The organism is Janthinobacterium sp. NFX145 (assembly GCF_049810325.1).
Classification (GTDB): domain Bacteria; phylum Pseudomonadota; class Gammaproteobacteria; order Burkholderiales; family Burkholderiaceae_D; genus Janthinobacterium; species Janthinobacterium rivuli.
Genome location: NZ_CP187360.1, coordinates 3498560 through 3521728 on the forward strand (window position 1 = coordinate 3498560; position 23169 = coordinate 3521728).

Here is a 23169-nt window from a genome sequence, read left to right on the forward strand (position 1 = left end):
TCTCTGGCGCGGCCTTGCCTGCCGCAGGCGCTCTGGCTGGCCAGAGCGCCTGCCCTTGCCCCATTTTTCATGGAGATATAAGTGAAACACACTCCCACTCTCACCCTGCTCGTCTTGCTGCTCGCCGGCGCCGGCATGCATACCGGCCCGGCCCACGCCGGCGAGACGATTCCTATCGAGGACTTCTTCAAGAAAAGCGAATTTAGCGGCAGCCCCGTGCTGTCGCCTGACGGACAGAACCTTGCCGTGCTCACGCCCCGCAACGGACGTTTTGTGCTGGCCATTATCAACCTCGAGACGCGCGCCTCCACTGTCGTAGCCTCCGATCCGGATTGGGATGTCGCCAGTCCGCTGTGGGTAAACAACCAGCGCCTGGTGTTCAGCATCAGCAAGGGCAGCAGCGAAGTAATGGAAAAACAGACGGGCGGCGGCTTGTTTGCCGTCAACCGCGATGGCAGCGCTTTCCGCATCCTGGTAGCCAGCGTCAAGGACGCCATAAGCACGGGCAAACCCTACAAACCGGTGCGGGTATTGAAGCGGGTTGGCGACGACAGCAACGACTTGATTGTCTCCAATAACGAGCGCGGCCGCGGAGCCGATCTGGGCGCCAGCGACGTTTTTCGCCTCGACACGACCACTGGCCGCAAAACCTTGTTGACCTTTCACAATCCCGGCGCCGTCAGCAGTTGGCAACTCGATCACGCCAACGTGATCCGCGTAGCCTCGGCATTGACCGTGGAGCCGGGTAGCAAACGCATCAAACAGACTGTCTACCATCGCGAAAGTGAATCCGCGCCGTGGAAATCCATACACCAGGCCTACCTTGACGAAGGCAAGGAAATGACGCCGCTGGGTTTTGATTTCGACAACAAAACCTTGTTTGTCGGAGGCCGCTTCAATGGCCGCGACAAGGCCGGCGTGCATATCTGGAACTTTGCCGATAACAGCGCTGGCGAACTGATCGTCGAAGATGCGCAGGCCGATGTCGACGATGGCCTGTTGTTTGACGTTGCGCGCAAGAAAATCATCGGCGTACAGGTGGATGGCATGAAAACGACGAAGCACTACTTCGATCCCGAATATGCCCGCCTGCAGGCGTCGCTGAACGCCAGCTTGCCTAACGAAGAGGTCAATTTCCAATGGCGCGGCGACCACGCGGTCGTCACCGCCACCAGCGTCAACAATGTGGGCAAGGTATATCTGTTCGATACCCGCAAGAAAACGCTGGAATCGCTGTACAGCATGCAGCCCCTTCTGGACGGCAAGAAGCTCTCGGAGCAGAAGGTCATCTCATACCAGGCGCGCGATGGACTGAACATTCCCGCCTACCTCACCTTGCCGCAAGGACGCCCTGCCAAGGCGCTGCCGCTGGTCGCCTACATCCATGGCGGACCGCATGCGCGCGATCATTTCGGCTATGACGGGCTGACTCAAATGCTCGCCTCGCGCGGTTACGCCGTGCTGCAGCCGCAATTTCGCATGTCGACGGGTTTTGGCTGGAAACACCACACGGCGGGCTGGAAGCAATGGGGCCTGGCCATGCAGGACGATATCACGGATGGCATCGAGGATTTGGTGAAGCAGGGCATCGTCGACCGCAAGCGCGTATGCATCATCGGCGCCAGTTACGGCGGTTACGCCACCATGTACGGCCTGGTGAAAAACCCGGATCTGTACAAATGCGGCATCAACTGGGTAGGCGTTACGGATGTCAAGATGCTATTCACCGTCAACTGGTCCGACATGTCGGGGCCGTACATGGACGACATCGGCGCCAAGATGCACGGCGACCCGAAGACCGATGAGGCATATTTCCAGAAAGCCTCGGCCCTCGGCAATGCAGCCAGCATCAAGGCACCGGTGCTGATGGCCTACGGCAGCGAAGACGTGCGCGTGCCGCTGATTCACGGCGAGAAAATGCGCGATCAATTGCGCAAGCAAGGCAATACCGTCGAATGGATGGTGATGACGGGCGAGGGACATGGCTGGGCCAAGGAAAGCAACCGGATCCTATGGGGCGAGAGCGTATTCCGCTTCATCGACCGTTATATCGGCCCAGGCGCGGTACGCTAACGTCGGGGCTTTTCAGAACAGTCCGATTTTCCCTGAAAGTCGGACTTCCTATACTGCATCCATCTTAAACTGTCAGGAAAATCGCCATGAGCGCTGCCGTGTATGCCCTTCCATCCATCACGATGAGACAGCGCCTGCCAGCGCGCCCCTTCGCAATGCCCGGCAACGGGCTGCAAGAAAGCAGAAAAATCCCGCAAGCGCCCAGGCACCATCCATCTTCCCAGCCCAGCGACGCGGACGTCATCCATGCCATCCATTCGGGTGACGGGCTGCGTGTCGTCTACCAGCCCCAGTATGACTTGCACAGCCGGCGCGTTGTCAGCGCGGAAGCGCTGCTGCGCTGGGACCATCCACAGCATGGCAGCGTGCCGCCGTCGGTACTCATTCCCATGGTGAACCGGCTCGGCCTGCATCTGCCGCTGTTCGACCTGGTCGTCAAGGAAGTCATCGCCATGTTGCAGCACCTGCGCCGTCAAGGTGGCGACGTGCCCGTTGCCGTCAACGCCTCGATCGATACCGTGTGCGAACCGGGCATGGCCGAGCAGCTGGCCGCCAGAATGTGGGATGCCTGCCTGCCGACGCGCCTGCTGAAAGTCGAAGTCACCGAAGACTTGCCGGTCCTCGACGAACTGTGCCTGTCGGCTTGCCTCAACACCTTGCGGGCGAAGGGCTTTCCCCTGTCGCTCGACGATTTCGGCGCAGGTTCCGCCACCTTCAACGTCCTGTTCAAGATGCCTTTCGATGAAGTCAAGATCGACGGCTCCTTCATTCGCGACATGGAAACCAACGCTCATTCGCACGCCATCGTCGCCACCCTCATTTCACTGGCACAAAGACTCAACCTCAAGCTGGTGGCCGAAGGCATCGAGAACGAATCGGTGCTGGCGGCCTTGCTGGGCATCGGCTGCCATATCGGCCAGGGCTATGCACTGGCACGCCCGATGGAGCGCGAAGAGTTTATCCAGCGTCAACTGACCAGGCCAGTGGCAATGGCAATGACACTGAAGGCGATGTGACATGAGCGACATGAAGCAATTACCGCTGATCTTGACCACCGATGCCATGGCTGCCGGCACAGCCGTCCACACGCACGATGCCGCGGCGCTGGTCGAACGCCTGCTCGCCTACATGGGGCTGCGCAATGACGCCTGCCTGGCGCGCGAACTGGGTGTGCCGCCCTTTGCGATCAGCAAGCTAAGAAGAGGCAATGCCGCGCTCGATACCGACATGCTGATACGCATGCACGAAGCATCGGGCCTGTCCATCGGCGAACTGCGGGCACTTATCGTCGTCCGCACGCGTCACTTACACACCTGAGCTACTGGCACCACACCGCCAGTTGATAACGGCGTGATCCGCGCGTAAATTGAGCGCCCGAATGGCAACGAGCACGCAAACCCTACTGATAAGTCAGGCTGTAGGTCGCCACGGCATTAGCCCAGCCGGGTGTGACATTGGTCGCCGTTTGCAGATAGCGCGCGCCCAACTTGATGCTCACCGAGGTGGTATATACCTTGAGATTGGGCACGCTGATATCCTTGGACAAGGTCCAGGGTTTGCCAGATGCGTCGAGCAATTATCCCCCCCACACACCGGTAGCGGTCCATTTCTGCGCCGTCAGGCCCAGCACGCCTTTGCTGGCATCGATAGCAGTGTCCCCCGGCGCTATGCGGATCTTGACATTCACCGGCAAAAAAGAAGGAGCTTGAATAATGCCATCTTGTGAAGAGGATGGCGACGCAGCAGTGGTTCCAGCATTAAATCTGCCAGGAAAAGCAGGGCAGTCGGTCAAGTGGACATCGAAGGTGACCGTCGGCGTAAAGGACCCGATCCCTTTCAGGGACGATACCTTATGACGGATCAACGGCACGCTGACATTGGGATTCATGCAGGTTTTGCTGACAACCTGGATACTCCCTCTCAAGCTAAGCGTAGCGAAGTTCACTTCATTGCTGCCATCAAATTTTGCACTGTACCTCACCTGGCCTAAATCGCTTGCAAGTATGACTCCCGCCTCCACTGATCCAGTCTTGAGCAGAATAAACGCCGTTGCCGGTCAGAACTTCAACCAGTGGGTGCGACACTGAGTACGGTTATTCATACCGCTGCACAGATAATGCAAGCCGACGAAGTCTCCATTGCCACCCAAGAGATATTGCCCGCGCCCGTCCCACCACATCACACCGATGCCAGGTACGCCAGTTGCGTAGATCCTATTGCCTGGAATGGTATCAGCACTTGCGCCAATGTCTGCGAGCCTGCAGCTAGTCCTTCCTGATAAACGCCGCGCGTCGCATTCAATCTGCACACCGCTACCGCTTTGAAGAAAAACCTGTTGGTAGAGCCAGCTACCAACAGGCAAGTCGCGCGGTACGACAAGGTTGCCGGTCTGCAGCGCCATTGTTCCGTTAAAAGGGCCGCCTACGGCAAAACATCTGGGCGCAGCCTGGGCAGGTCGCGGCGCCGCGCACAGTATCAGCCCGGCTAGCAAGAAAAGCACTCCACGGATGTGCAGGGTTCCTATCCTCGGTAATGTGCGCAACAATTTGCTTGTGTTTGCTGGCCGCGGCGGCCCCAGCCGCATCAGCCTGACGGAACCGAAGTCCTACTGATAGTTCAGGGTGTACGTCGCCACGGCATTGGCCCAGCCGGGCTTCACCTCGGCCGCCGTTTGGAGATAGCGTGCGCCGAACTTGATAGTCACCGAATTGGAATTGCCGTTGATATTGGGTACACTGACATCCTGCGACAAAGGCCAGGATTTGCCTGATTCGTCAAGCAGTTGTACACCCACTCCAGTGGCGCTATACTTCTGCGCCGTCAGGCCCAGCACGCCTTTGCTGGCATCGATCACAGTGTCCCCCGGCACTATCCGGATGGTGAGTTTATTCTGCACAAACACAGGGCCTTTGATAACCCCGTCCTGCGAAGAGATTGGCGCATTATCTGAAGCTGCATTAAGTTTGCCGGGAAACCACGGACAATCGGTTAAGCGTATCTCGAAGCTGACCGTCGGAGTAGAATTTCCTATTCCCTTCAAGGGCGTTATCATTCTTCGGCCCATTGGCACACTAACATCGGATGTCGTGCAGGTTTTGCTGACAACGCTAATACTGCCTGTCAGCCTTAGTGAAGAAAACTCCACATCATCGCCAGCCGCAAATTCCGCACTAAATCTCACCCGGCCGAAATCGCTCGCCTGTATGACCCCCACTCCCACCGGCCCGGTTTTTATCAGTATTATCGCCGTGTAATTTGGCACCTTCAACCAGTCGGTACTACATACAACATTATCGACGCTCTTGCACTCAAGGCCTGATACTACGCTTCTTAATTCCGTGTCATTTAACCATGAACGTCCGCCCCACCACATAATGCCGATACCTGGTACGCCGGTAGCATAGACGAAGCCGGACGCATAGGCCGGAAGCGCAGGATTTTTGATGGCACTGGCGCCGACGCCGAAAATTTTTGCGCCATAGCTACCTATTCCGGTCCGCTCACTGCATCCTATCTTCACGCCGTTACCGGCCTGCTGAAAAAACTGTTGATAGAGCCAAGTACCGACGGGCAAATCACGCGCCACGGTAAGGCTGCTGACCTGCAGAGGCGTCGCTGCCACAAAAGGGCCGCCAAAGGTAACACATTTGGCAGCAGCCTGGGCCAGCCGTGGCGCGGTGCACGCCAGCAGCCCGGCCAGCAGGAAAAGCAGTCTACAGATATTCATGGTTTTCTCTTTCGGGTGATTTTCATAGCGGTTTCATCATGTTGGCTGGCTGCGGCGGCCATGTGCATATCCCGGCGTGGCGACCGCGCCGTCAAAAGTTCAGACGGCACCTGTAGATCGAGACGCTGGAAGCCGGCCTCATGGCGCCAGTTGGCGCCACGGATCGACGCCAGTACCTGCTGACACGGAAGTAGCAATTGCTCTTTGGACAGCTGCACGCCATACTCCTGCAGATCAACCGTGCTCATACAAGGCGCCGCGCGTTGTTCTCCGTCCAGCGGCAGGAACGCAACATCACGCCGTTCCATGCGTTTGCCATTGACGAAGATGTCGACCGTATGCGTGCCGCCCAACAGTTCAACGTTACGTTCATCGTCGGACGCCGCCTGGGCCGTGATCTGGTCAGGCGCACACACCGCAACGGCTTGCTGCAATTTCCCGCGCTCGCCCTGCAACAGCGCTGCGGCGACGGGCACAGTGCAACGCTCATGCGCCTTCCCGCCCCAGGTAATCGACAACTGACGGCTGCTTTCTTTCAGGCGCGCATACAACTGGCCATCCTGGCCCACCATGCCCACGGACTGCCCTTGCTCATCCTTGACCGTGGCGCCAAACGGCAGCACGTCGCCGCCCGACAGGCGCACCTGGAACAGGACCGCGCGGCCCGTGCTGGTGCTGTATTTGAGGAAGACGACGGCGCCGTCGCGCGGCGCCACCTGCTGGCTTGTTTCGCGCATTTCCACGTCCATCGACGAGCCCACGGGATCGATCGCCACTTCGTTCAGTTCATATGGACGCAGATACGGCACCACCGCATTGCCGCTGGCGTCAAGCCTGAGACCCGGATAACCGGCCACCCTGGCACCGGCGGCGCCAGGCGCATGCACCACGGCCATGGTATCGCCGCGGTGCGGCGACAGGGTCACGCCACCAGGATGGGCCACCACGCTGCCGTTCATGTTGAACGAGGCGCTGGTATAGTCCTGGCCTCGCCCCAGGGTGGCGCCGGCAAACGCCCGCGCCCCCGTGTACTGGCCATTCAGCGTCCCACTGCTGGTGCCGCTTATGCCGTCGCGGCTGACCGACGCGCCGTATCCATACTGGCGATCCTCGCCAGCCGTGCCGCTGACGGTGGCCAGCTGGCTGTAGCGGCCATCGGCGTTGCGTGACAACTGTGCCGACATTTGCGGAGCGTCCATACCTGCGCGGCCACCAAGCGGCAAGTTGACGGACAGCAGCAAGCGGTTTTCCATGCCGCCGGACGACATCCGGCTGCGATTGGCGCTGATGCCGTAGCTGATGTGCCCCATCCGATTGTGATAGCTGAACTGGTATTGCAAATCCTGCCCTTCCCGGTTCCAATAGTTTTGCGTATAACCGCTGATGCTTAGGTTGCCCCACTCGCCCAGGCTCTGGTCGGCCGTCAGCGACAGCCGGTTGCGGGGGCGATCCAGCATATTCGTGGCATAGCCCTGCCGCTCGGCGTCAAGCGCCTGCATAGCGCTGGCGAAATCCAGGTAGCTGCTGGTGGAAAAACGGTAAGCGGCCATCGAAAAGTTACTGCCAGTGCTCAGAATATTCTTGTTGTACGACAGGCGCAGACTCTGGCCTTTTGCTTTCTCGGCATCCACGGCTGTCTGCGCATGGCTCAGATCGACGGACATGGCGCCGATCGGCGTGGCAAACGCCATGCCGCCCAGCAGCGCCAGATAGTCCGCGCTGGCTTGCACGCCGCCATAGCCGGTCATGCTATTATTCAAGCCGTACTGCAGGGTGCCTTGCAGGAAATGCGCTTGCCGGCCCAGATAATGGCTGCGCGTCACGCCAGCCGTCGCGCCGAAACGCAGAGCACCCGGACGCAGCAGCTGCGTCACGGCGGCATACGGCACCACAAAGCGCTGTTCGCTGCCGTCCGCTTCGGACACGGTCACGTTCAGGTCGCCGCCGTAGCCAGTGGCGTACAGGTCGTCGATGACGAAGGCGCCTGGCGCCACCGTCGTTTCCAGCAAAATATTTCCTGCCTGGCGTATCGTCACGCGGGCGCTGGTGCGGGCGATGCCGCGCACCACGGGCGCGTAGCCGCGCAGCGAGTTCGGCAGCATGCGGTCATCGCTGGCCAATTGCACGCCACGGAAGGACTGGGTGTCGAAAATCTCGCCACTGGTATTTGAGTCGCCCAGGGTCAGCTGACTTTTAAGCGGGATGATGTCGCGCCGGGCATAGGTATCGAGCACCTGGTACTGGCTGCCGCCGGTTTGCCGCCAGCTCAACGCCCCCTTGTGGCGCAAGCGCCACGCGCCGATGTTGAAGCCACCATCAAGGCCCAGGTAGGCAGAACTGTATGCATCGCCGCGACTCTTGCTGTAATTGCTGTTGAAGTTATAGCCCAATATGCCGGACGTGACGCCGCTGTCCCACAATTCCGGGCTGACATAGCCGCGCGCATCGCGGCGTAGCGAAATCTGCGGAATACTGATGTCGACTTGCTGGCTCTCCGGCACGAAGGTGGCCGTCGCATTCTGGATCAGCTTGCCCAGTTCGGCACAGTTGTCCGCTTCCAGCAAGGCCGTCGCTTCCGGCGACAGACGAGCCATGTCGACGCCAAGCAATTCAAGCAGCTTGCGCGATACGCACACCACCGGATGGCTGCCATCGTCATTGGCGCGAATCCTGATATCCTGGCGGTTTTTCAGCTGGCCGTTGAGTGCGATATCGGCACGGTAAGTGCCTGGCAAAACAGGATTTCCTTTTTGATACACCGCCAGATCCAAGCCGCGCGACCCTTCCGGCAAGAACGCACCATTGAACTCGACCTCACCGGCGCGCACGGTCGGCGTGACCAGGACACAGGAACTCAACGCCACCAACCTGACTATTGTGCACGCAAGCGTACTGGCGACCGGACGATAACACAGCGGCCGCTGATAACGGATACGCAAGCGAGCCGCTATCATTTCACACCTGAAGGTGCAAGTCTGGTGCTCTGCGTCGACACGGCGCGCCGGGTCGGCACTTGCGCCCCGTAATCGTTTATCGCACTAAACTCCACCTGCGCGCCAGCGGCCGGAAAGGTTTTCAAGGTTGGCAGGGCAAATTGCTTCGTTTGACCAGGTTCAACCATGCCATCTTCACTGGCATTTCGCTCGGCGCCTGAAACCAGGGTCAAGGCCACCAGGGAGACGTGAAAGGCAGATGGATTGTGCGCTTCTAAGGCGTAACCTTCCCCATTTCCGAGGGAGACGATGCGCCATTGCACTTGTCCGATTGCCTCATCAGGAGAGCCGGGCAAGCCCTCATGACGATAAAAAACCTTGATGCGCGTACGGAACGCCATCTGCAAGGTATTTTCGTCGGCCTGCTGCGCTTTCGGAGGAATTTCCAGCACATTCAGCCAAAACACGGATTCCTTATTCGAAGGCAAGGGCGTACCGGCAAACATCATGCGCAAGCTCTGGCCCTTGCCCGGATCGATGCGAGCCAGTGGCGGCGTCAGCACGAATGGAGCTTTGGCCGTGGCAGGTGTCGAGGCGACATCACCGCTATCAACCCACGCTTGCACCAGTGCAGGCCGCACACCATCGTTATTCAGCTTGACGGTGATTTCTTTCTGCTTGGCTGGATACACCTGGCGCGTGCCGGTAATCACCACGCTGGCCATAGTGGAAGAACAAAACAGCAAGGCCAGACTGAAGATAACCGGGCGTTGCAGTGAAGAGCGACGAAACATGTGCGAATTCCTCGATAATTACCGCGAGAGCCCCCAACCTTCCGGACCAGGATGCTCCCGCTGGACTGTTTGATTACTGATAGTTAATCGAATACGTCACGACACCTTCCACGGAGCCGGGAGTTGCTTCACCGGTCGCGACATATTGCACGGCATACGGCAGAATCGTGTCGCCGCTGGCGGCTTTGGCGACGCGGCTGGTGGGGGTAATCTGATCCACGTCACCAGCCTTGATCGCCTTACCCTCAAAATCGACCAATTGCAGCTGAACAAACTTGGCAGTACCGCTGCTTTTGACGTTGAAGGTGAGCGGATCGACGCCAGGGCCCGATTCAAAAAACGCGGCAGCCGTTGTCGTCTTACCTGTGCAAGCGCTCAGATGAATGTTGAAACCGGTCTGGCCAGCAATGTTCTTGGCCGTTTTCAGCATGGCGGCCGACAGCTTGGGCAAGGTAACGGTCGAAGTGGCACCATTAACAGCAACGGCGCAAGTCGAGTCCAACAGCTCACCTTTGAAGTTGATGGTGCCATCGGATGCGAAAGCGGACTGTGTGGTGGCGGCGGCGAGCAGAACGGCAAGGATGCGGGCGTGAAAATTCATTGAAACGACTCCTGAAAAATATAGATAAATGCGCTCCTTTTAATGGGAACGCGGCTGTTGTTGCAGGTTGTACTGTACAGAGCCACGATACTTATCGATATGAGAATGGTCTTAAAAATCCGGGCGGCAAGGCAATGCATGCTTATTCACACGTTGGCCCCAGAAGGCGCACGATGCGCGCGTGTCGATCCGGCCTTCTGAAATGACTTGAAAAAATGGACTAGGAGTGAGGAGGGAGGGGACGGGGAAACAGCGCTTCACGGCAGACGAGCACACCGTATGGCCGTTGACTTGCGCGGGTGGAAAAGCGCCTGCAAGGTGGTGCTTGCAAGCGGGGTACATGACGGCCGGCCAATCAGCCAGGCGCCACCACCTTGTCTGCCGGCATCAATACTCTCTGCGCCAGCCAGACCAGCACGGTCGCTAGCAGGAGTGGACAGACAAGCTGCAATAAAACCAGCGTCCTCCAGCCAACCACCTCTCTCAGATTGGTGAAGAGGACACCCGCGACAGGGATACCCAGGTTGAACGCGAAATAGAACATGCCTGTGGCCCGCATGTTCTGAATGGGCGCCACCGCGCGAATCAGGGCCGCCAGGATATTGACATAAAACACAGAACTCAAGCCAAATGACACGAGGAACTCGAGCGGTAGCAGGACAGCCAGGGGTATCTGCCATCCCCAAAATATCAGGCCGCCGGCAACAGCCGTGATGGGCAGAGCAGTCTTCAACGTTCTCAAGGCGCCATAGCGGTCGCCCAGCCAGCCAGCCAACGGCGTCAACAAGTTGGCTATCAGCGCAATACCAATAGTCATCTGCAGCGTCTTGATGGGAAATCCCATTATCTCGCGCATGTAAGCGCTATAAATGAAATCCAGACTAACCGAACTCAATGGCAGGTAGGTGGCTGCCAGAAACAGCAGCAACGGCCCCTTAGACCAGACTGCCACTACCGGACTCCTGGCTTCGGGACGAACAAAACGCCGCTCGCTGGAAGCGTTGACTTGCTGAAAGAGATGCCAGATCAGAACATATAGCAGTGCCACAATCAGCGTGCCGGCCAGGGCAGGTAGCAGCGGTACTCGCCCTTGCTCACTGACAGCAAGGTGAATTGCGGAAAGGCGGGTAGCGACGATGCTGGTGGCCACGGCAAGACAGTGCATGAGGCCTACCACCAGCGCGCAATGACGCGGAAAGTAAGTGGCTCCTATACTGATCCAAGCACAGACATTCATGGTACATCCTATGCCACCCAAAAAGCTCCAACAGCACAGCTCGAATGGCGAGCTGGAAAAAAGGCCCATCAGCGCAGCCACCAAAAGCAGCAGGAAACCACCCAGCAAGGTTTTCTTGCGCGACAAGGTTGCCGGCAGCAGTGCCAGGGCCAGCCCCGTCAAACCCATGCTGGAATACAAGATCACTGCGGCTATCGGGAGATTGCCAAGTGTGTCAGGCAGGCCGAACGGCAAGGGCTGGGATGCTAGTGGCAGTAGCGCCGGATCTTTGCCCGACAGTGCCATAAACAGCAAGGTGGTAGGCAACATCAACGCCAGCATCCCCATGGCCGCTCTTTTATTCTTGTTTATGCCAAGAAACATGTTCTCCCTTTCAACTGAAATCAATGCTGGGCGCGCTACGCCAGGCTACCACCAGTTCCTGCAGGAGTTGGCTGCAGCGCGCATCACTGAGTGTTTCCGCGTTGCGCAACAGGCTCTCGAGCTGCCCTGCCGGCTGCGCCATCTGCGTCCATTGCATGGCCAGGGCGGCGCCATGCAGGCGATGCGCGGCACGCAAGGCGGCATCGCGTTCGTGCATGGCCATGGCCTGCAGCAACTCGCCCATATCGTTGGCGAACGCTGCGCGCACCTGCGGCATATCGAATACCGCCAGGGTTTCCATCGGCGGCGCATGCAGCGCCAAGGCCACGTCGCACCACAGTTCGACGATATCCTGCAGTTTCGCCAACCGGATCGGCTTGCTCAATATGCCATCCATGCCTGCCTCGAAGCAGCGTTCCGCATGATCCGCGCCCGTCGAAGCGGAAATCGCGATGACCGGGCAGCGCGCCTGTTCAAGGTCCGCTTCGCGCTTGCGCCATTCGGCCGTCAGGCTGTAGCCGTCGATGTCGGGCAAGTCGCAATCCATCAGCACCAGGTCATATTCGCGCAGGCTGAAGCAGGCCAGTGCCCTGGCGCCATTCTCGGCGATGTCCGCATCGCAGCCCAGGCTGGCAAGCTGGGCCCGCAGCACGGCCTGGTTGGCCGGCACATCCTCGACCACCAGAATCGACAGGCGCTGCGCCGCCGTGCCGCCCACCGGGGCGGGCCGGGGCGCCGCCGCGGCGGCCACCAGGGAGGTGCCCGGCGCCGCGTCCGCAGTCAGCGAGACCACCATGCGCGTTCCCTTGCCCATCTCGCTGTCGATGGTGATCGTGCCATGCATCAGATTGACCAGTTCGCGGCAAATGACTAGCCCGAGTCCGGTGCCGCCCGAACGCTTGTAGGTACCCTCCACCTGCACATACGGCCGGAACAGGCTCGCCTGCGTGGCGGCGGCTATGCCAATGCCCGTATCGGCAACGGCAATTTCCAGGCGCGCCTGGCCCTGCCCGTCGTCCAGCATGGCAATCTGTATCTCGACGCCGCCGCTTGCCGTAAATTTGATGGCGTTCGAGACCAGGTTGTGCAGCACCTGCAACAGCCTGGCCTCGTCCAGCATCAGCAGCGGCACCGCCACGGGCAGCACTACATCGAGCGTAATGCCCTTCTCCCGCGCCCGCAGCTGCTGCAGGGCCGCCACGTCGTTGGCCAGGGCTGCGACATCGACCGCATCGAGGCTGAGCGTCAGTTGTCCCGCCTCCAGCTTGGAAACATCGAGCACGTCGTCGAGCAAGCGCAGCAGGATATTTCCGCCGTTGCTGGCCAGGTCGACAAAGTGACGCTGCTCCGCATTCATGGGCGTGGAGCGCAGCAATTCCACGGCGGCCAGCACGGCATTCATGGGCGAGCGGATTTCATGGCTCATCACGGCCAGGAACATGGCCGCCCTGCGCTCGTTGCGCAAGGCACGCCGGTGCGCGCTGTAGGCCTGGTACGCCAGGCCCGCCAGGATCAGCAGCAAGGCGACAGCCAGGCCCACATGTTCGCCAAAGTGGTCCGCGGAGAACAGCATGCCCGAGTGATCATCGCCCGGTGCTCCCAGCCAATCCTGGCGTACCAGCCGGATCTGGGCCGGGGTCATCGCGGCCAGCGACTTGTTCATGATCGATACCAGCAAGGGATCGCTATCGCGCAGCGCCATGCGCACGTCGGACGTCATCGCCACGGGCAGTTCCGTAAAATGCAGGTCCGCGCCTTCCTCGCGCATCAATCCCGGCAATAACTGCGCCTTGCTGCCGATGGCGACGTCGGCGCCGCCTTTCGACAGCAGCGCCAGCGCCTGGCGCATGGTGGGGCTGACAACGATGCGCATGCCGTCGTGGCGTTCACGCAGGAAGGGACCGAACAGGCCAGCTTCCGCGGCCGGCAGCGCCACGGTCTTGCCATCGAATGCGATGCCATCGGCACCAGGCTCACCCTGCTCACGCGTGGCGGCGATAGCCGTGGTCGAGAGGTAGGGCAAGCTGTAGCTGATGCCGGGCACTTGCGGCGGTGTGCCGATGCTGCGCACCGCAGGCAGGCAATCGACCCGTCCTTCACGCAACGCGGCCAGGCCGTTGTCCGTTTCGGCCAAGGTCACGATGTCAAAGTCCAGGCCGCTATGCCGCTCAATGATTTTGATGTAATCGGGGCCGATGCCAACCCCGATAGCGCCACGCTGGATAGATTCGAACGGTGGCCGGTTTTGCAGCAGGCCCAGCTTCAACACGGGATGCGCGCGCACCCAGGCTTGCTCCGCGGCGTTGAGCGCGTGCGCCCTTTCCTGCCCCTGCGCCGCCATGCAGCAAACGGCCAGCAGGAAAGCGGCGATGCCGGCTCGCCAGCGCCTCATGCTTCGCCTATGGTATGCCTGATCTTGAATAGTTCATTATTCGACGTGACGCCGAGCTTGCGGAAGGCGGTGGTCTTTTGCGAGCTGATGGTCTTGATGCTGCGCTTGAATTTTTCGGCGATTTCCGTCACCGTCATCCCCGCCAGATAACAGCGGATCACCTCGCGCTCGCGCGCCGACAGCGCCGCCCCCAGCAGCAGCGCATCCGCGCCGTCCTCACCCTCTCGCGCATCAAAGGTGGTGCTCGCCTCCGCCACCCGATAGGACATCTCGGCGCTCAGGTACACGGCGCCCGACACCACCTTGCGCAGCGCCTTGACCAGTTCCGACATTTCCTCGCCCTTGCCGGCAAAACCGCGGGCGCCGACGCGCAAGGCCAGCGCCACCGTGGCCGGCTCATGATGCGTGGACAACACGAGGATGGGGCAATCGGGGAATTTGGCCCGCAGCGCACGGATCAACGACACGCCATCGAGTTCGTCCGGACCCAGCGCATAGTCGAGCAAAATGACGTCGGCTGGGGCCGCGAGCAAGCCCGCGATCAGCTCCCGGCTGGTACTGTAGGCACCCACGACGTCGATATCCTGTTCGGCCGAGAGGCGGGCGACGAGACCGTGCCGCACCACGGCGTGATCGTCGAGCAAGGCAATACGTAAGCGTTTCATAGGCATGGGCAAGGACCGGACGCTGTATGAAAAAAGTTTCTTTTGATGAGATTACTCCTATTTACGCCACCACCACCATACGAGATGCAGTTTATTAACATAGGTGCTCCTGTGCAACAAAAATGCTTCGATTTACCCGCCTTCAGACTCACATCACAATAAAGTTACTTTTATTGCATTAGCGAAGGCACGCATTATTTATTGCTGACGCTGGCAAAAAAATCGCGCAACTCCATGGGGCGCGCCAATGCATAGCCTTGCCCCGTGGGGCAGCCAAGCTGGCACAGCGCCTCGATGCACGATGCGTCTTCGATCCCTTCCGCCACCACTTTCAGATTCATCAGACGTGCCAGATTGACCGTCGCGGTAATCACGGCCTGCGCGGAGGCACTGGTTTTCATGTCGCGCACAAACGCGCCATCGATCTTGACCTCGTCAAAGGTCATCTTTGCCAGCAGATTCAGGGTCGATGAACCCTGCCCAAAATCATCAAGCGAAACGGGAAACCCTTTCGCGCGCAGCGTATTGAGCGAGGCGGACAGCAACAGTTCATCGTCGACCGGCAGATCGCCAGTCAATTCAATTTTCAGCAATTGCGGCGGTACGCCAGCCCGCTGCATCTTTTCAGCCAGCCGCTGCGCCAGACCTGGCGTACACACGGTTTCGGCAGAAGCATTCAGGGCAATGGGCAAGGTCACCTGGCGGCTCTTGAGCACCAGCAGAACGTCGATCACGCGCGTCTCGATAAAGCTGAACAACAGCAAGTGCAGGCCCAGGCGGTTGACCATGGGAATCAGCACCGATGGCGGCACTTCGCCAACGCCGGGATGGTTCCAGCGCAGCAGCGCCTCGGCGCCGATGATGCGCCTGGTACGCAAATCGTACTGCGGCTGCAGCATCACGCGCAGATTCTTGCCTGTCGTCAACGCTTCGATCACATCGGCTTCCGTCGGACCGTCGGGTGGCGCAAAACTGCCTGCCTGCCGCTTGATCGACGGGACCAGCAGCAAAGCGCGCAAGGCCTCGGCAAACGCGGCATTACCTCCACCGTAGACCATGCCGACATTGATGCCGGCGCGATGCGCCAGCCGGGCATGCGCCAATAATGCCGACACGGACAGGCCGCCGATGCGAGCAACCGCCGGTTTTTCCAGCATCGCCGCGGCTTGCCCATGCAGCAAATTGAGCAGTGTCGGCTGGCCGACCCACAGCACATGCGGAAAACGCGCCAGCGGGTTGGCCGCATCGAGCGTCTTGAGCAAGGTCGGCACCATCAGGCCACCATGTTCGACATCCGCGACGATCACGTCAACCTTCCCTTCGCGCAACAGCGAGGGAATCAAGCTCAAGGAATTGATACTTTTCACGTCTGCGACATTGATGGCACTCAGCATCGTGCCCAGCCATCGGGCACCACTCTTGTCCGTATCAGGCGTCAAGGTCAGCACGCGCAGGCAATGAAATTCGCTACGCACAGGGGAGCTGATGGTTTTCACGGAAGTTTTCCTTGGGTTAAGACGCATGGGTGGACAAAGAGTGGGGATGCCAGAAAATGACGGGCGGCAAACCTCTTAATTGCTGTCCTCGTCATCGGGCATGCCGAAACGCGTGCGATGATCGCCCATGCATGCCCGCAGCTCTTGAATACTCAAGCGGCTCACTTCGTGCATGCGTATGAGGATGGCGGCGCTCACTGGCAGCGAACCATGTCTGATTTTGGAAAGGATGGGCGCCGATACCTGCAATTCGCGCCCCAGGGCCGCATCGTTCTTCAAGCCCAGAAAATCGATGAGCACATCGAGCAGATCGGCATTGCGAAAACCGCTTGCGGCATTCAGAGGAAGCCGGTTGCGTAATCCCGTCACGCGTGGGGGATGCTGCTGTATTTGCTTTGTCATAGCTGCTACTTTCAATATGGAAGGTCAGGAACCGGCCGCGCCATGCGCATGGCGGCTGGCGCGAACCGGTGATGACTTGAAGTGTAGCGACAGACTTTCTTGACCGAAATCAGAACAGTCCTAAAATTCCCAGCGAGCATTTAAAGCGGCGGCTTACAGCCGCAGGCTGACGACAATCGCCAGCAGCAGCGCGCCAGCCGCCGCCAATAATGCATTATTGAAACTATGCGACTGCGCATACAGGCTGCCGGCCAGCACGGGGCCGAGGATCTGGCCGATGCCGTACACCACCGTCATGATGGCCATCATGTTGCTGCCGGCCTTGACTGCGGCCCACTGCGCGGCAGGCATGGCGATGGTCACCGTGCCGACAAACGTGCCGCCGACGAGAATGGCGCTGAGCAGATAACCGGCGGCCGAGGGCGCCAGCACGGGCAAGGCCACGCCCAGCGCCTGCAGCAGCAAGTTCAGCCTGAGCACCTGGCGCGTGCCAAGCCTCTCGTGCAGGCGGTGCCACAGGAAACACGAGGGCGCCGCACCGAGGCCGAAGACGGCCCACACGTGGGCGGAATTGAGCCCGGGCAAGGCCGCGCCGACCAGCACGGGCAAATACGTGGCCGTGACGATGTAGCCGAGTCCCGCCAGTCCGTAGATCAGCACCAGCGGCCACGGCGCCACGGGCGCCAGCGCGGTGGCGCCAACTTGCGCCGGCGCATCCGGCGCATCCGGCGCCGGCTGGCCGCTGGCGGCAATGGCGGGTGCGGCCGCCAGCCCCGCCAGCACGGTGACGCCGGCCAGCAGCAGCCACATGCCGGCGCTGTGCCAGCCCAGGTGCGACGCCAGCACCAGCAATTCGGCCGACACGGCGATGCCGGCGCCCACGCCCGCGTACAGCAGCGGCGCGCCGCGACCATGTCCGCGCTGGACCAACAGCCACAGCGAGGCGGCCACCATGGCCAGGGCGCTGAAGACGCCCGCCACGCCGCGCACCGTCACGATGAGCCAGACGGGCATAGTCAAGGCCAGCACGCCCAGGCAGATGGCCGTGCCCGCCACCGACCACAGGCACAGCCGGTGCGCGTTGTGCGCCCGCGCGCGCATGGCCAGGATGGCGCCCAGCAAGTAACCGGCATAGTTGGCCGAGGCGGCCAGGCTGCCGTCGCGCAAGCTCAACACGCCTTCCCCCACCATATGCGGGTAGATGGCCGTGAAGGCGAAGCGGCCAAAGCCCATGCCGATGGCGAGGATGGTTGCCGCGGCGATGGCCGCGCGCAGCCTGGTCGGCGCGCTCACGGCGCCTCGGCGAGCTGCACCAGCAAATGCTGAAAGGCAGGCACGTCGAATCCGGCGCGCCACACCAGCACGGTGTCAATCTGCCCTGCGGGCAAGGTTGTCAAAGTGGCGGGTGCGTCCGACAGCGCCAGCACGCTGGCCGGTAGCAGGGTCACGCAGGCGCCGGCCGCCACGCAGGCGATCATGGTGTGATATGAACTCAGCTCCTGCACCCGCCACTGCGTGCTGCCGGCCACGCCCAGCAGCTCTTCGGCGATGCCGCGATAGGTGCAGCCCTGCGGAAACGCCGCCAGCGAGCGCGTGCGCACGTCCGCAGCGCGGCGCGCCTGCCCTTCGCTGGCCGGCAGCAGCAAACACAGTTCCTCACGCCACACGGGCATCGATGCCAGGCCCAGCTCTTCCAATGCGGCGGCGCCGCCGAACGCGGGCGGCAAAGCCACGAAAGCGCAGTCGAGCAAGCCCGTGCGCACCTGCTCGATCAGGGGGCGCGACGGCCCCGTGCTCAGCGCCAGGCGCGTGGCCGGATGGCGGGCGTGATATGCGGCCAGCAGGGCCGGCAAGCGGCTGGCCGCCGTGCTTTCCATGCTGCCGACGCGCAAGGTGCCGCCCTCGCGCCCGCCCGTGACGACGTGCCGCGCTTCTTCCGCCAGCGCCAGCAAACGCTGCGCATACTCGAGAAAGCGCTCGCCGGCCGCCGTCAGGGCCATGCGTTTATTGGTGCGCACGAACAGTTCCGCGCCGATATCGGCTTCCAGCTGCTGGAGGCGCGTGGTGACGCTGGACGGCGCGCGGCCCAGCCTGGCGGCGGCCTGGGTCACGCTCAGCTCACTGGCAACAGAGCAAAAAATCCGCAATGATTCCAACTCCATCGTATTCTCCATTTGAAAATGATTATGCTATTATATTCTCAAAATACGAATTGAATGCAGCATCCTCAACTTCATGAAGGAAACATCATGACTTCAATCCAGCCCTTCCTCGACCGTCTCGGCTTGCAACTGCCCATCATCCAGGCGCCGATGGCGGGCGTCTCCACACCGCGCATGGCCGCCGCCGTCTCGAACGCGGGCGGCCTCGGTTCGCTGGCCATCGGCGCGGGCACGGTGGCGCAGGCGCGCCAGGTGATAGCCGACACGCGCGCGCTGACGGACCGTCCCTTCAATGTGAATGTGTTTTGCCATGCGCCGGCCGTGCGGGATGCGCGGCGCGAAGCCGCCTGGCTGGCCCATCTGGCGCCCCTGTTCGCGGAGCTGGGGGCAAGCGTGCCCGTGGAACTCGACGAAATCTACGCAACGTTCATCGGCAATGACGCGGCATTCGATCTGTTGCTGGAACAGCGGCCCGCCGTCGTCAGCTTCCATTTCGGCTTGCCGACGCCGCAGCAAGTCCAGGCCCTGCGCCAGGCCGGCATCTACACCATGGCCACGGCCACCAATCCGCGCGAGGCGTTGCTGATCGAACAGGCCGGCGTCGACGCCATCGTGGCGCAAGGCGTGGAAGCGGGCGGCCATCGCGGCGTGTTCGACCCGCAAGCGCCGGACGAACGCCACAGCACCAGCGTGCTGCTGCGCCTGCTGGCGGACCGCACCGCCCTGCCCCTGATCGCCGCCGGCGGCATCATGGATGGGCAAGGCATCCGCGCCGCGCTGGACCTGGGCGCGGCAGCCGCGCAGCTGGGCACGGCCTTCGTGCTATGCCCGGAATCGTCGGCCAATGCCGGCTACCGCGCCAACCTAAAAAGCGAGCGGGCATCGGCCACGCGCCTGACCAGCGTGCTCTCGGGCCGCCTCGCGCGCGGCATGGTGAACCGCTTGATCGAGTATGGCGAGGCGCCGGGCAGCCCGCCACTAGCCGACTACCCCGTCGCCTACGATGCCGCCAAGCAACTGAACGCGCTGGCCAGCCAGCACGGCAACAGCGAATTTGCCGCGCAATGGGCTGGCCAGGGCGCGCCGCTGGCGCGGGAAATGGGGGCGGAGGAACTGGTGTTGACACTGGCCAGGGAAATGGCGGTGTGAGGCCTCCGCCAAATCGGTGCAGGTGCATATCCGGCATGAAAAAACCGTATGCGTCAAGCTTCATCCTGCAGTTCGGCCAAGCTTCACCTTTCACGGCCGCCCGGCTTATTTTTTATACCGCGTCGCCAGTAAATAAACGCCAACTGCCAGGCTGACCATGCCGACCAGGCTCAATCCGGCTCGCGAGAAACCGGACCAGAACAATGAACTTGCCAAGGCTGCGGTCATCACCGGCTGCAATTTAAAAGCACACATGCCGATAACAAAAAAAATCAGTCCGCGGACCGTACGAGGAGACCAACTATTCATTTTCTTCCCATTCCTGTAAGCGCGCACCGGCGCCGGCTGGCAAATCTTACACCAGACGTGCTTTCAGGAAAGTAGCAAATTTCGCGCGCCCTATCCACGCCTAGGCCTGCTGCTGCTGCGTGGTGCAGTGAATGCCGCCACCACCGGCCGCGATGGCATCGATGTTCAACTGCACGATGTCACGCCCGGGAAATTGTTCGCGCAGGATGGCTTTGGTGTTGCGGTCGGCTGCCGCATCGCCAAATTCCGGGCATAGCACGGCGCCGTTGCAGACATAGAAATTGATGTAACCGGCGGCGAAGTCCTGGTTTTCATAGCGGGGGCGCACATAAGCCGGGCCGGGCAGGACCACCACCTGCAGCGGACGGCCGCGCGCATCCGTGGCCTTGCGCAGGATGTCGAGGTGGCGCTGGGTGACGGCGCGCTCGGGCGACGTCGGGTCGTTTTCAAAGCCGGCCGCCACTACGCCGGGGGCGCAGAAGCGGGCATAAAAATCCGTGTGGCCATCGGTGATATCCTGGCCGGCAATACCGGGCAGCCAGATGACTTTCTCGATGCCCAGCAGCCGGCGCAGTTCCAGCTCGCAGCGCGCCTTGCCGACGCCGGGATTGCGGTTCGCGTTCAGCACGCAGCTTTCCGTGATGATGGCCGTGCCCTGGCCATCGACTTCGATGCCGCCCCCTTCCAGCACCAGGCTGCTTTCCAGCACGGCAGCACCGGCGCGCCCGGCCACGAAAGGCGCCACCAGCGCATCGTCGCCATGGTCTTGTTTTCCGCCCCAGCCATTGAAATTGAAATTCACGCCGGCCAGCGCCCCGCCCGCGTGTTTGACGAAGACGGGCCCCGTGTCGCGCATCCACAGGTCGTCGATGGGCTGCACCAGCAGCTTGACCTTGTTGTCGCACAGGCGCGCCGCCACGTCATAGTCTTCCTCGTTGACCAGCATGTGCACGGGTTCGACGCTGGCGATTGCCCGCGCAATGCGCGCCAGGTCCGCCTGCGCGCCCGCCTTCAGGCGCTTGCCCCACACCTCGTCATTCGCGCCGAAAGCCATCCACGTGGCAGCGTGGCGCTCGCTTTCGTCGGGCATGCGCCAGCCATCGGCCTGTTGAACGTCGGCGCCGCTATTAATCGGTGGCAATGGCGCAATGGAGCGCGCTTCCGCTCCACCGCCGCAACCGGCCAGCAAGCCGCCCATGGCCAGCGTGCTGCTATTCAGCATGCAATGGCGCAAGAAATATCGACGTGTGTTCATGATTCCTCCTTATCAACAGGCCAATTGGCATAAACGACATTGTGGATCGATCAAGGCATGAAAACAAATGATATGATTTACCTTAATTCATTAACTTTTCTCATATGTCAGAACATCGCATTCCTTCGCTGAAATTGTTGATGGGTTTTGAGGCGGCCGCCCGCCACGGCAATTTCTCGCGCGCGGCCGACGAGCTGCACGTGACGCAGTCGGCCATCAGCCACCAGGTGCAATTGCTGGAAGAGCAAGTCAAGCAGCCGCTGTTCCGCCGCGCGGGACGGGGGGTGGAACTGACGGTGGCCGGCGAAGTGCTGCTGCGCAGCGTGCAGCGCTCGATGACCGTGCTGCGCAGCGGCCTGGGGCGCATCGCCACCTATCTCGACCCGGGCCTTGTCGTGCTGGTGTGCCCGGCGCCCGTGCTGCACGGCTGGCTGCAGCCGCGGCTGCGCGCGCTCGAAGCGCAGCTGCCCGAGCTGTGTTTGCTATTGTCGGTCGATGAAAGCGCCCGTTTCGTCGATGAGATCGACGTTGACATTGCCATCGGCGAGCGCCCCATGCTGCAGCCGGACTTGCAGGAAATCCCCTTGCTGCACGATGAATGGCTGCTGGTGGCCAACAGCGAAGTGGCGGCGCGGCTGGCCGGCGTGCCGCAGGATGCGCATCACCTGCACGCGGATCTGGTGTGCCTGGAAGAAAGCTTGACGGGCGACGCCACGGCGCCCCTGTTCCTCGGTCCGCTGGCGCGCTTTCGCAAGCGGGCCATTTATGACGATGCGCGCCTGTTGCTCGACGCCACCCTGGATGGACGCGGCATCGCCTGCCTGCCGCGTCTGCTGGCCGATGCCAGCCTGGCGCGCGGCCAGTTGCACGTGCTGCCCGATTATCCACGCGTGCCCGGCGCCACCTGGTGGCTGTCGGCAGTGGCCGGGCAGCCGCGCTCGGAAATTGTCTTGCAAGTATTCGAATGGCTGCGCGCGCAGGGTGCGGCGCCATCGCCTTGAACAGCGTCAAGCCATGGGCGTGGCAACAAACACCGCTTGCTGTTCCGCCAGGGCCGCAAACCCGGCCACGGCAGGATACTCGCCCGCCGGCAGCACATCGGGCAGCATGGACTGCGTAAAGCTCCAGGCCACCGCGATGCTGATGCCGGCGACGCCCAGGCCAACGGGCGTGTCGTGCCGCACGGACGCTTCCAGCTCTTGCCAGGCGCCATGCAATTGCAGCTGGACTCTGTCCAGCCAGGGCTGGTGCTGTTTCTCCGGCGGCCGCAGGCGCCGCTCATACACGATCTGCACGGCTTTTTCGCAGGCCGCCAGGGCCAGCGCCGTCTGGCACAGCGCACGCAAGCGGGCCGGGCCCGGTGCCGGCCGGATGCGGGGCGCGCCCACGGCCAGTTCTTCCAGATAGCCGATGATCAGGGTGGAATCCATCAGCACCTGCCCGTCATCCGTGACCAGGGTCGGCACCTTGACGGCCGGATTGATTTTCCTGAACATATCGAAATCGGAAAATACCGACAGGCTCCGGTGTTCACATTCCAGCCCCAGTACTTTCAGGCAGATGGCGACGCGCCGGACGTAGGGTGAATCGAGCATTCCAATCAATTGCATG

The 23169-nt window shown here is 61.3% G+C and carries 21 protein-coding genes; 5 read left to right on the plus strand and 16 right to left on the minus strand.

Annotation, left to right across the window (positions count from 1 at the left end; all coding sequences use genetic code 11):
* Nucleotides 1-81 precede the first annotated feature (81 nt).
* The 3 genes from ACPJXG_RS15555 to ACPJXG_RS15565 all read left to right on the plus strand — a co-directional run bounded on the left by ACPJXG_RS15555 (nucleotide 82) and on the right by ACPJXG_RS15565 (nucleotide 3390).
* A complete protein-coding gene (locus ACPJXG_RS15555) occupies nucleotides 82-2073 on the plus strand; it encodes a S9 family peptidase (protein WP_425251606.1) in 1992 nt (663 codons plus the stop codon).
* Nucleotides 2074-2159: 86 nt separating this feature from the next.
* Nucleotides 2160-3089 carry an EAL domain-containing protein gene (locus tag ACPJXG_RS15560; protein ID WP_425251607.1) on the plus strand — a complete coding sequence of 310 codons (930 nt, stop codon included), beginning with the start codon at nucleotides 2160-2162 and terminating at the stop codon, nucleotides 3087-3089.
* 1 nt (nucleotide 3090) lies between these two features.
* Nucleotides 3091-3390: a transcriptional regulator gene (locus ACPJXG_RS15565; protein WP_425251608.1), complete on the plus strand. Its 300-nt coding sequence runs from the start codon at nucleotides 3091-3093 to the stop codon at nucleotides 3388-3390.
* An 82-nt stretch (nucleotides 3391-3472) separates the two neighbouring features.
* On the opposite strand, the gene ACPJXG_RS15570 is transcribed toward ACPJXG_RS15565, so the two are convergent.
* The 13 genes from ACPJXG_RS15570 to ACPJXG_RS15630 form a co-directional block, all read right to left on the minus strand.
* Complete coding sequence (locus ACPJXG_RS15570) at nucleotides 3473-3649, minus strand: hypothetical protein (RefSeq protein ID WP_425251609.1); 177 nt, start codon at nucleotides 3647-3649, stop codon at nucleotides 3473-3475.
* Nucleotides 3650-3961: a hypothetical protein gene (locus ACPJXG_RS15575; RefSeq protein WP_425251610.1), complete on the minus strand. Its 312-nt coding sequence runs from the start codon at nucleotides 3959-3961 to the stop codon at nucleotides 3650-3652. It lies immediately after the preceding gene.
* A 717-nt stretch (nucleotides 3962-4678) separates the two neighbouring features.
* A complete protein-coding gene (locus ACPJXG_RS15580; RefSeq protein WP_425251611.1) occupies nucleotides 4679-5800 on the minus strand; it encodes a fimbrial protein in 1122 nt (373 codons plus the stop codon).
* The gene (locus ACPJXG_RS15585) at nucleotides 5797-8754 is read right to left on the minus strand and encodes a fimbria/pilus outer membrane usher protein (RefSeq protein WP_425251612.1); all 2958 of its coding nucleotides are present in this window, start codon (nucleotides 8752-8754) and stop codon (nucleotides 5797-5799) included. Before ACPJXG_RS15585 ends, ACPJXG_RS15580 begins: the two co-directional genes overlap by 4 nt.
* Nucleotides 8751-9527: a fimbrial biogenesis chaperone gene (locus ACPJXG_RS15590; RefSeq protein ID WP_425251613.1), complete on the minus strand. Its 777-nt coding sequence runs from the start codon at nucleotides 9525-9527 to the stop codon at nucleotides 8751-8753. The genes ACPJXG_RS15585 and ACPJXG_RS15590 overlap by 4 nt, the downstream gene beginning before the upstream one ends.
* A gap of 73 nt (nucleotides 9528-9600) precedes the next feature.
* A complete protein-coding gene (locus tag ACPJXG_RS15595) occupies nucleotides 9601-10128 on the minus strand; it encodes a fimbrial protein (protein ID WP_425251614.1) in 528 nt (175 codons plus the stop codon).
* Nucleotides 10129-10483: 355 nt separating this feature from the next.
* Entirely contained in the window at nucleotides 10484-11728 is a 1245-nt protein-coding gene (locus tag ACPJXG_RS15600; protein WP_425251615.1) for an MFS transporter, read from the minus strand.
* A 10-nt stretch (nucleotides 11729-11738) separates the two neighbouring features.
* Nucleotides 11739-14120, minus strand: a complete 2382-nt coding sequence (locus ACPJXG_RS15605) for an ATP-binding protein (protein WP_425251616.1) — start codon at nucleotides 14118-14120, stop codon at nucleotides 11739-11741.
* On the minus strand, nucleotides 14117-14785 hold the full coding sequence (locus ACPJXG_RS15610) for a response regulator (RefSeq protein WP_425251617.1): 669 nt from the start codon (nucleotides 14783-14785) through the stop codon (nucleotides 14117-14119). Before ACPJXG_RS15610 ends, ACPJXG_RS15605 begins: the two co-directional genes overlap by 4 nt.
* A gap of 194 nt (nucleotides 14786-14979) precedes the next feature.
* Nucleotides 14980-16281, minus strand: a complete 1302-nt coding sequence (locus ACPJXG_RS15615; protein ID WP_425251618.1) for an EAL domain-containing protein — start codon at nucleotides 16279-16281, stop codon at nucleotides 14980-14982.
* A 75-nt stretch (nucleotides 16282-16356) separates the two neighbouring features.
* Entirely contained in the window at nucleotides 16357-16698 is a 342-nt protein-coding gene (locus tag ACPJXG_RS15620) for a hypothetical protein (protein WP_425251619.1), read from the minus strand.
* Between the two features lie 138 nt (nucleotides 16699-16836).
* Nucleotides 16837-17976, minus strand: a complete 1140-nt coding sequence (locus tag ACPJXG_RS15625; RefSeq protein ID WP_425251620.1) for a YbfB/YjiJ family MFS transporter — start codon at nucleotides 17974-17976, stop codon at nucleotides 16837-16839.
* The gene (locus ACPJXG_RS15630; protein ID WP_425251621.1) at nucleotides 17973-18845 is read right to left on the minus strand and encodes a LysR substrate-binding domain-containing protein; all 873 of its coding nucleotides are present in this window, start codon (nucleotides 18843-18845) and stop codon (nucleotides 17973-17975) included. Before ACPJXG_RS15630 ends, ACPJXG_RS15625 begins: the two co-directional genes overlap by 4 nt.
* An 87-nt stretch (nucleotides 18846-18932) precedes the next feature.
* Here ACPJXG_RS15630 and ACPJXG_RS15635 point away from each other — a divergent pair, with 87 nt between their 5' ends.
* Nucleotides 18933-19994, plus strand: coding sequence for an NAD(P)H-dependent flavin oxidoreductase (locus ACPJXG_RS15635; RefSeq protein ID WP_425251622.1), 1062 nt, complete (start codon nucleotides 18933-18935; stop codon nucleotides 19992-19994).
* A 105-nt stretch (nucleotides 19995-20099) separates the two neighbouring features.
* On the opposite strand, the gene ACPJXG_RS15640 is transcribed toward ACPJXG_RS15635, so the two are convergent.
* Both ACPJXG_RS15640 and ACPJXG_RS15645 read right to left on the minus strand, forming a co-directional pair.
* Entirely contained in the window at nucleotides 20100-20303 is a 204-nt protein-coding gene (locus ACPJXG_RS15640) for a hypothetical protein (protein WP_143450284.1), read from the minus strand.
* Between the two features lie 100 nt (nucleotides 20304-20403).
* Nucleotides 20404-21558 carry an agmatine deiminase family protein gene (locus ACPJXG_RS15645; protein WP_425251623.1) on the minus strand — a complete coding sequence of 385 codons (1155 nt, stop codon included), beginning with the start codon at nucleotides 21556-21558 and terminating at the stop codon, nucleotides 20404-20406.
* A 104-nt stretch (nucleotides 21559-21662) separates the two neighbouring features.
* On the opposite strand from ACPJXG_RS15645, the gene ACPJXG_RS15650 reads away from it, so the two are divergent.
* The gene (locus ACPJXG_RS15650; protein WP_425251624.1) at nucleotides 21663-22559 is read left to right on the plus strand and encodes a LysR family transcriptional regulator; all 897 of its coding nucleotides are present in this window, start codon (nucleotides 21663-21665) and stop codon (nucleotides 22557-22559) included.
* A gap of 6 nt (nucleotides 22560-22565) precedes the next feature.
* Here ACPJXG_RS15650 and ACPJXG_RS15655 read toward each other — a convergent pair whose 3' ends face one another.
* Nucleotides 22566-23168 carry a glutathione S-transferase gene (locus ACPJXG_RS15655; RefSeq protein ID WP_425251625.1) on the minus strand — a complete coding sequence of 201 codons (603 nt, stop codon included), beginning with the start codon at nucleotides 23166-23168 and terminating at the stop codon, nucleotides 22566-22568.
* Nucleotide 23169 lies beyond the last annotated feature (1 nt).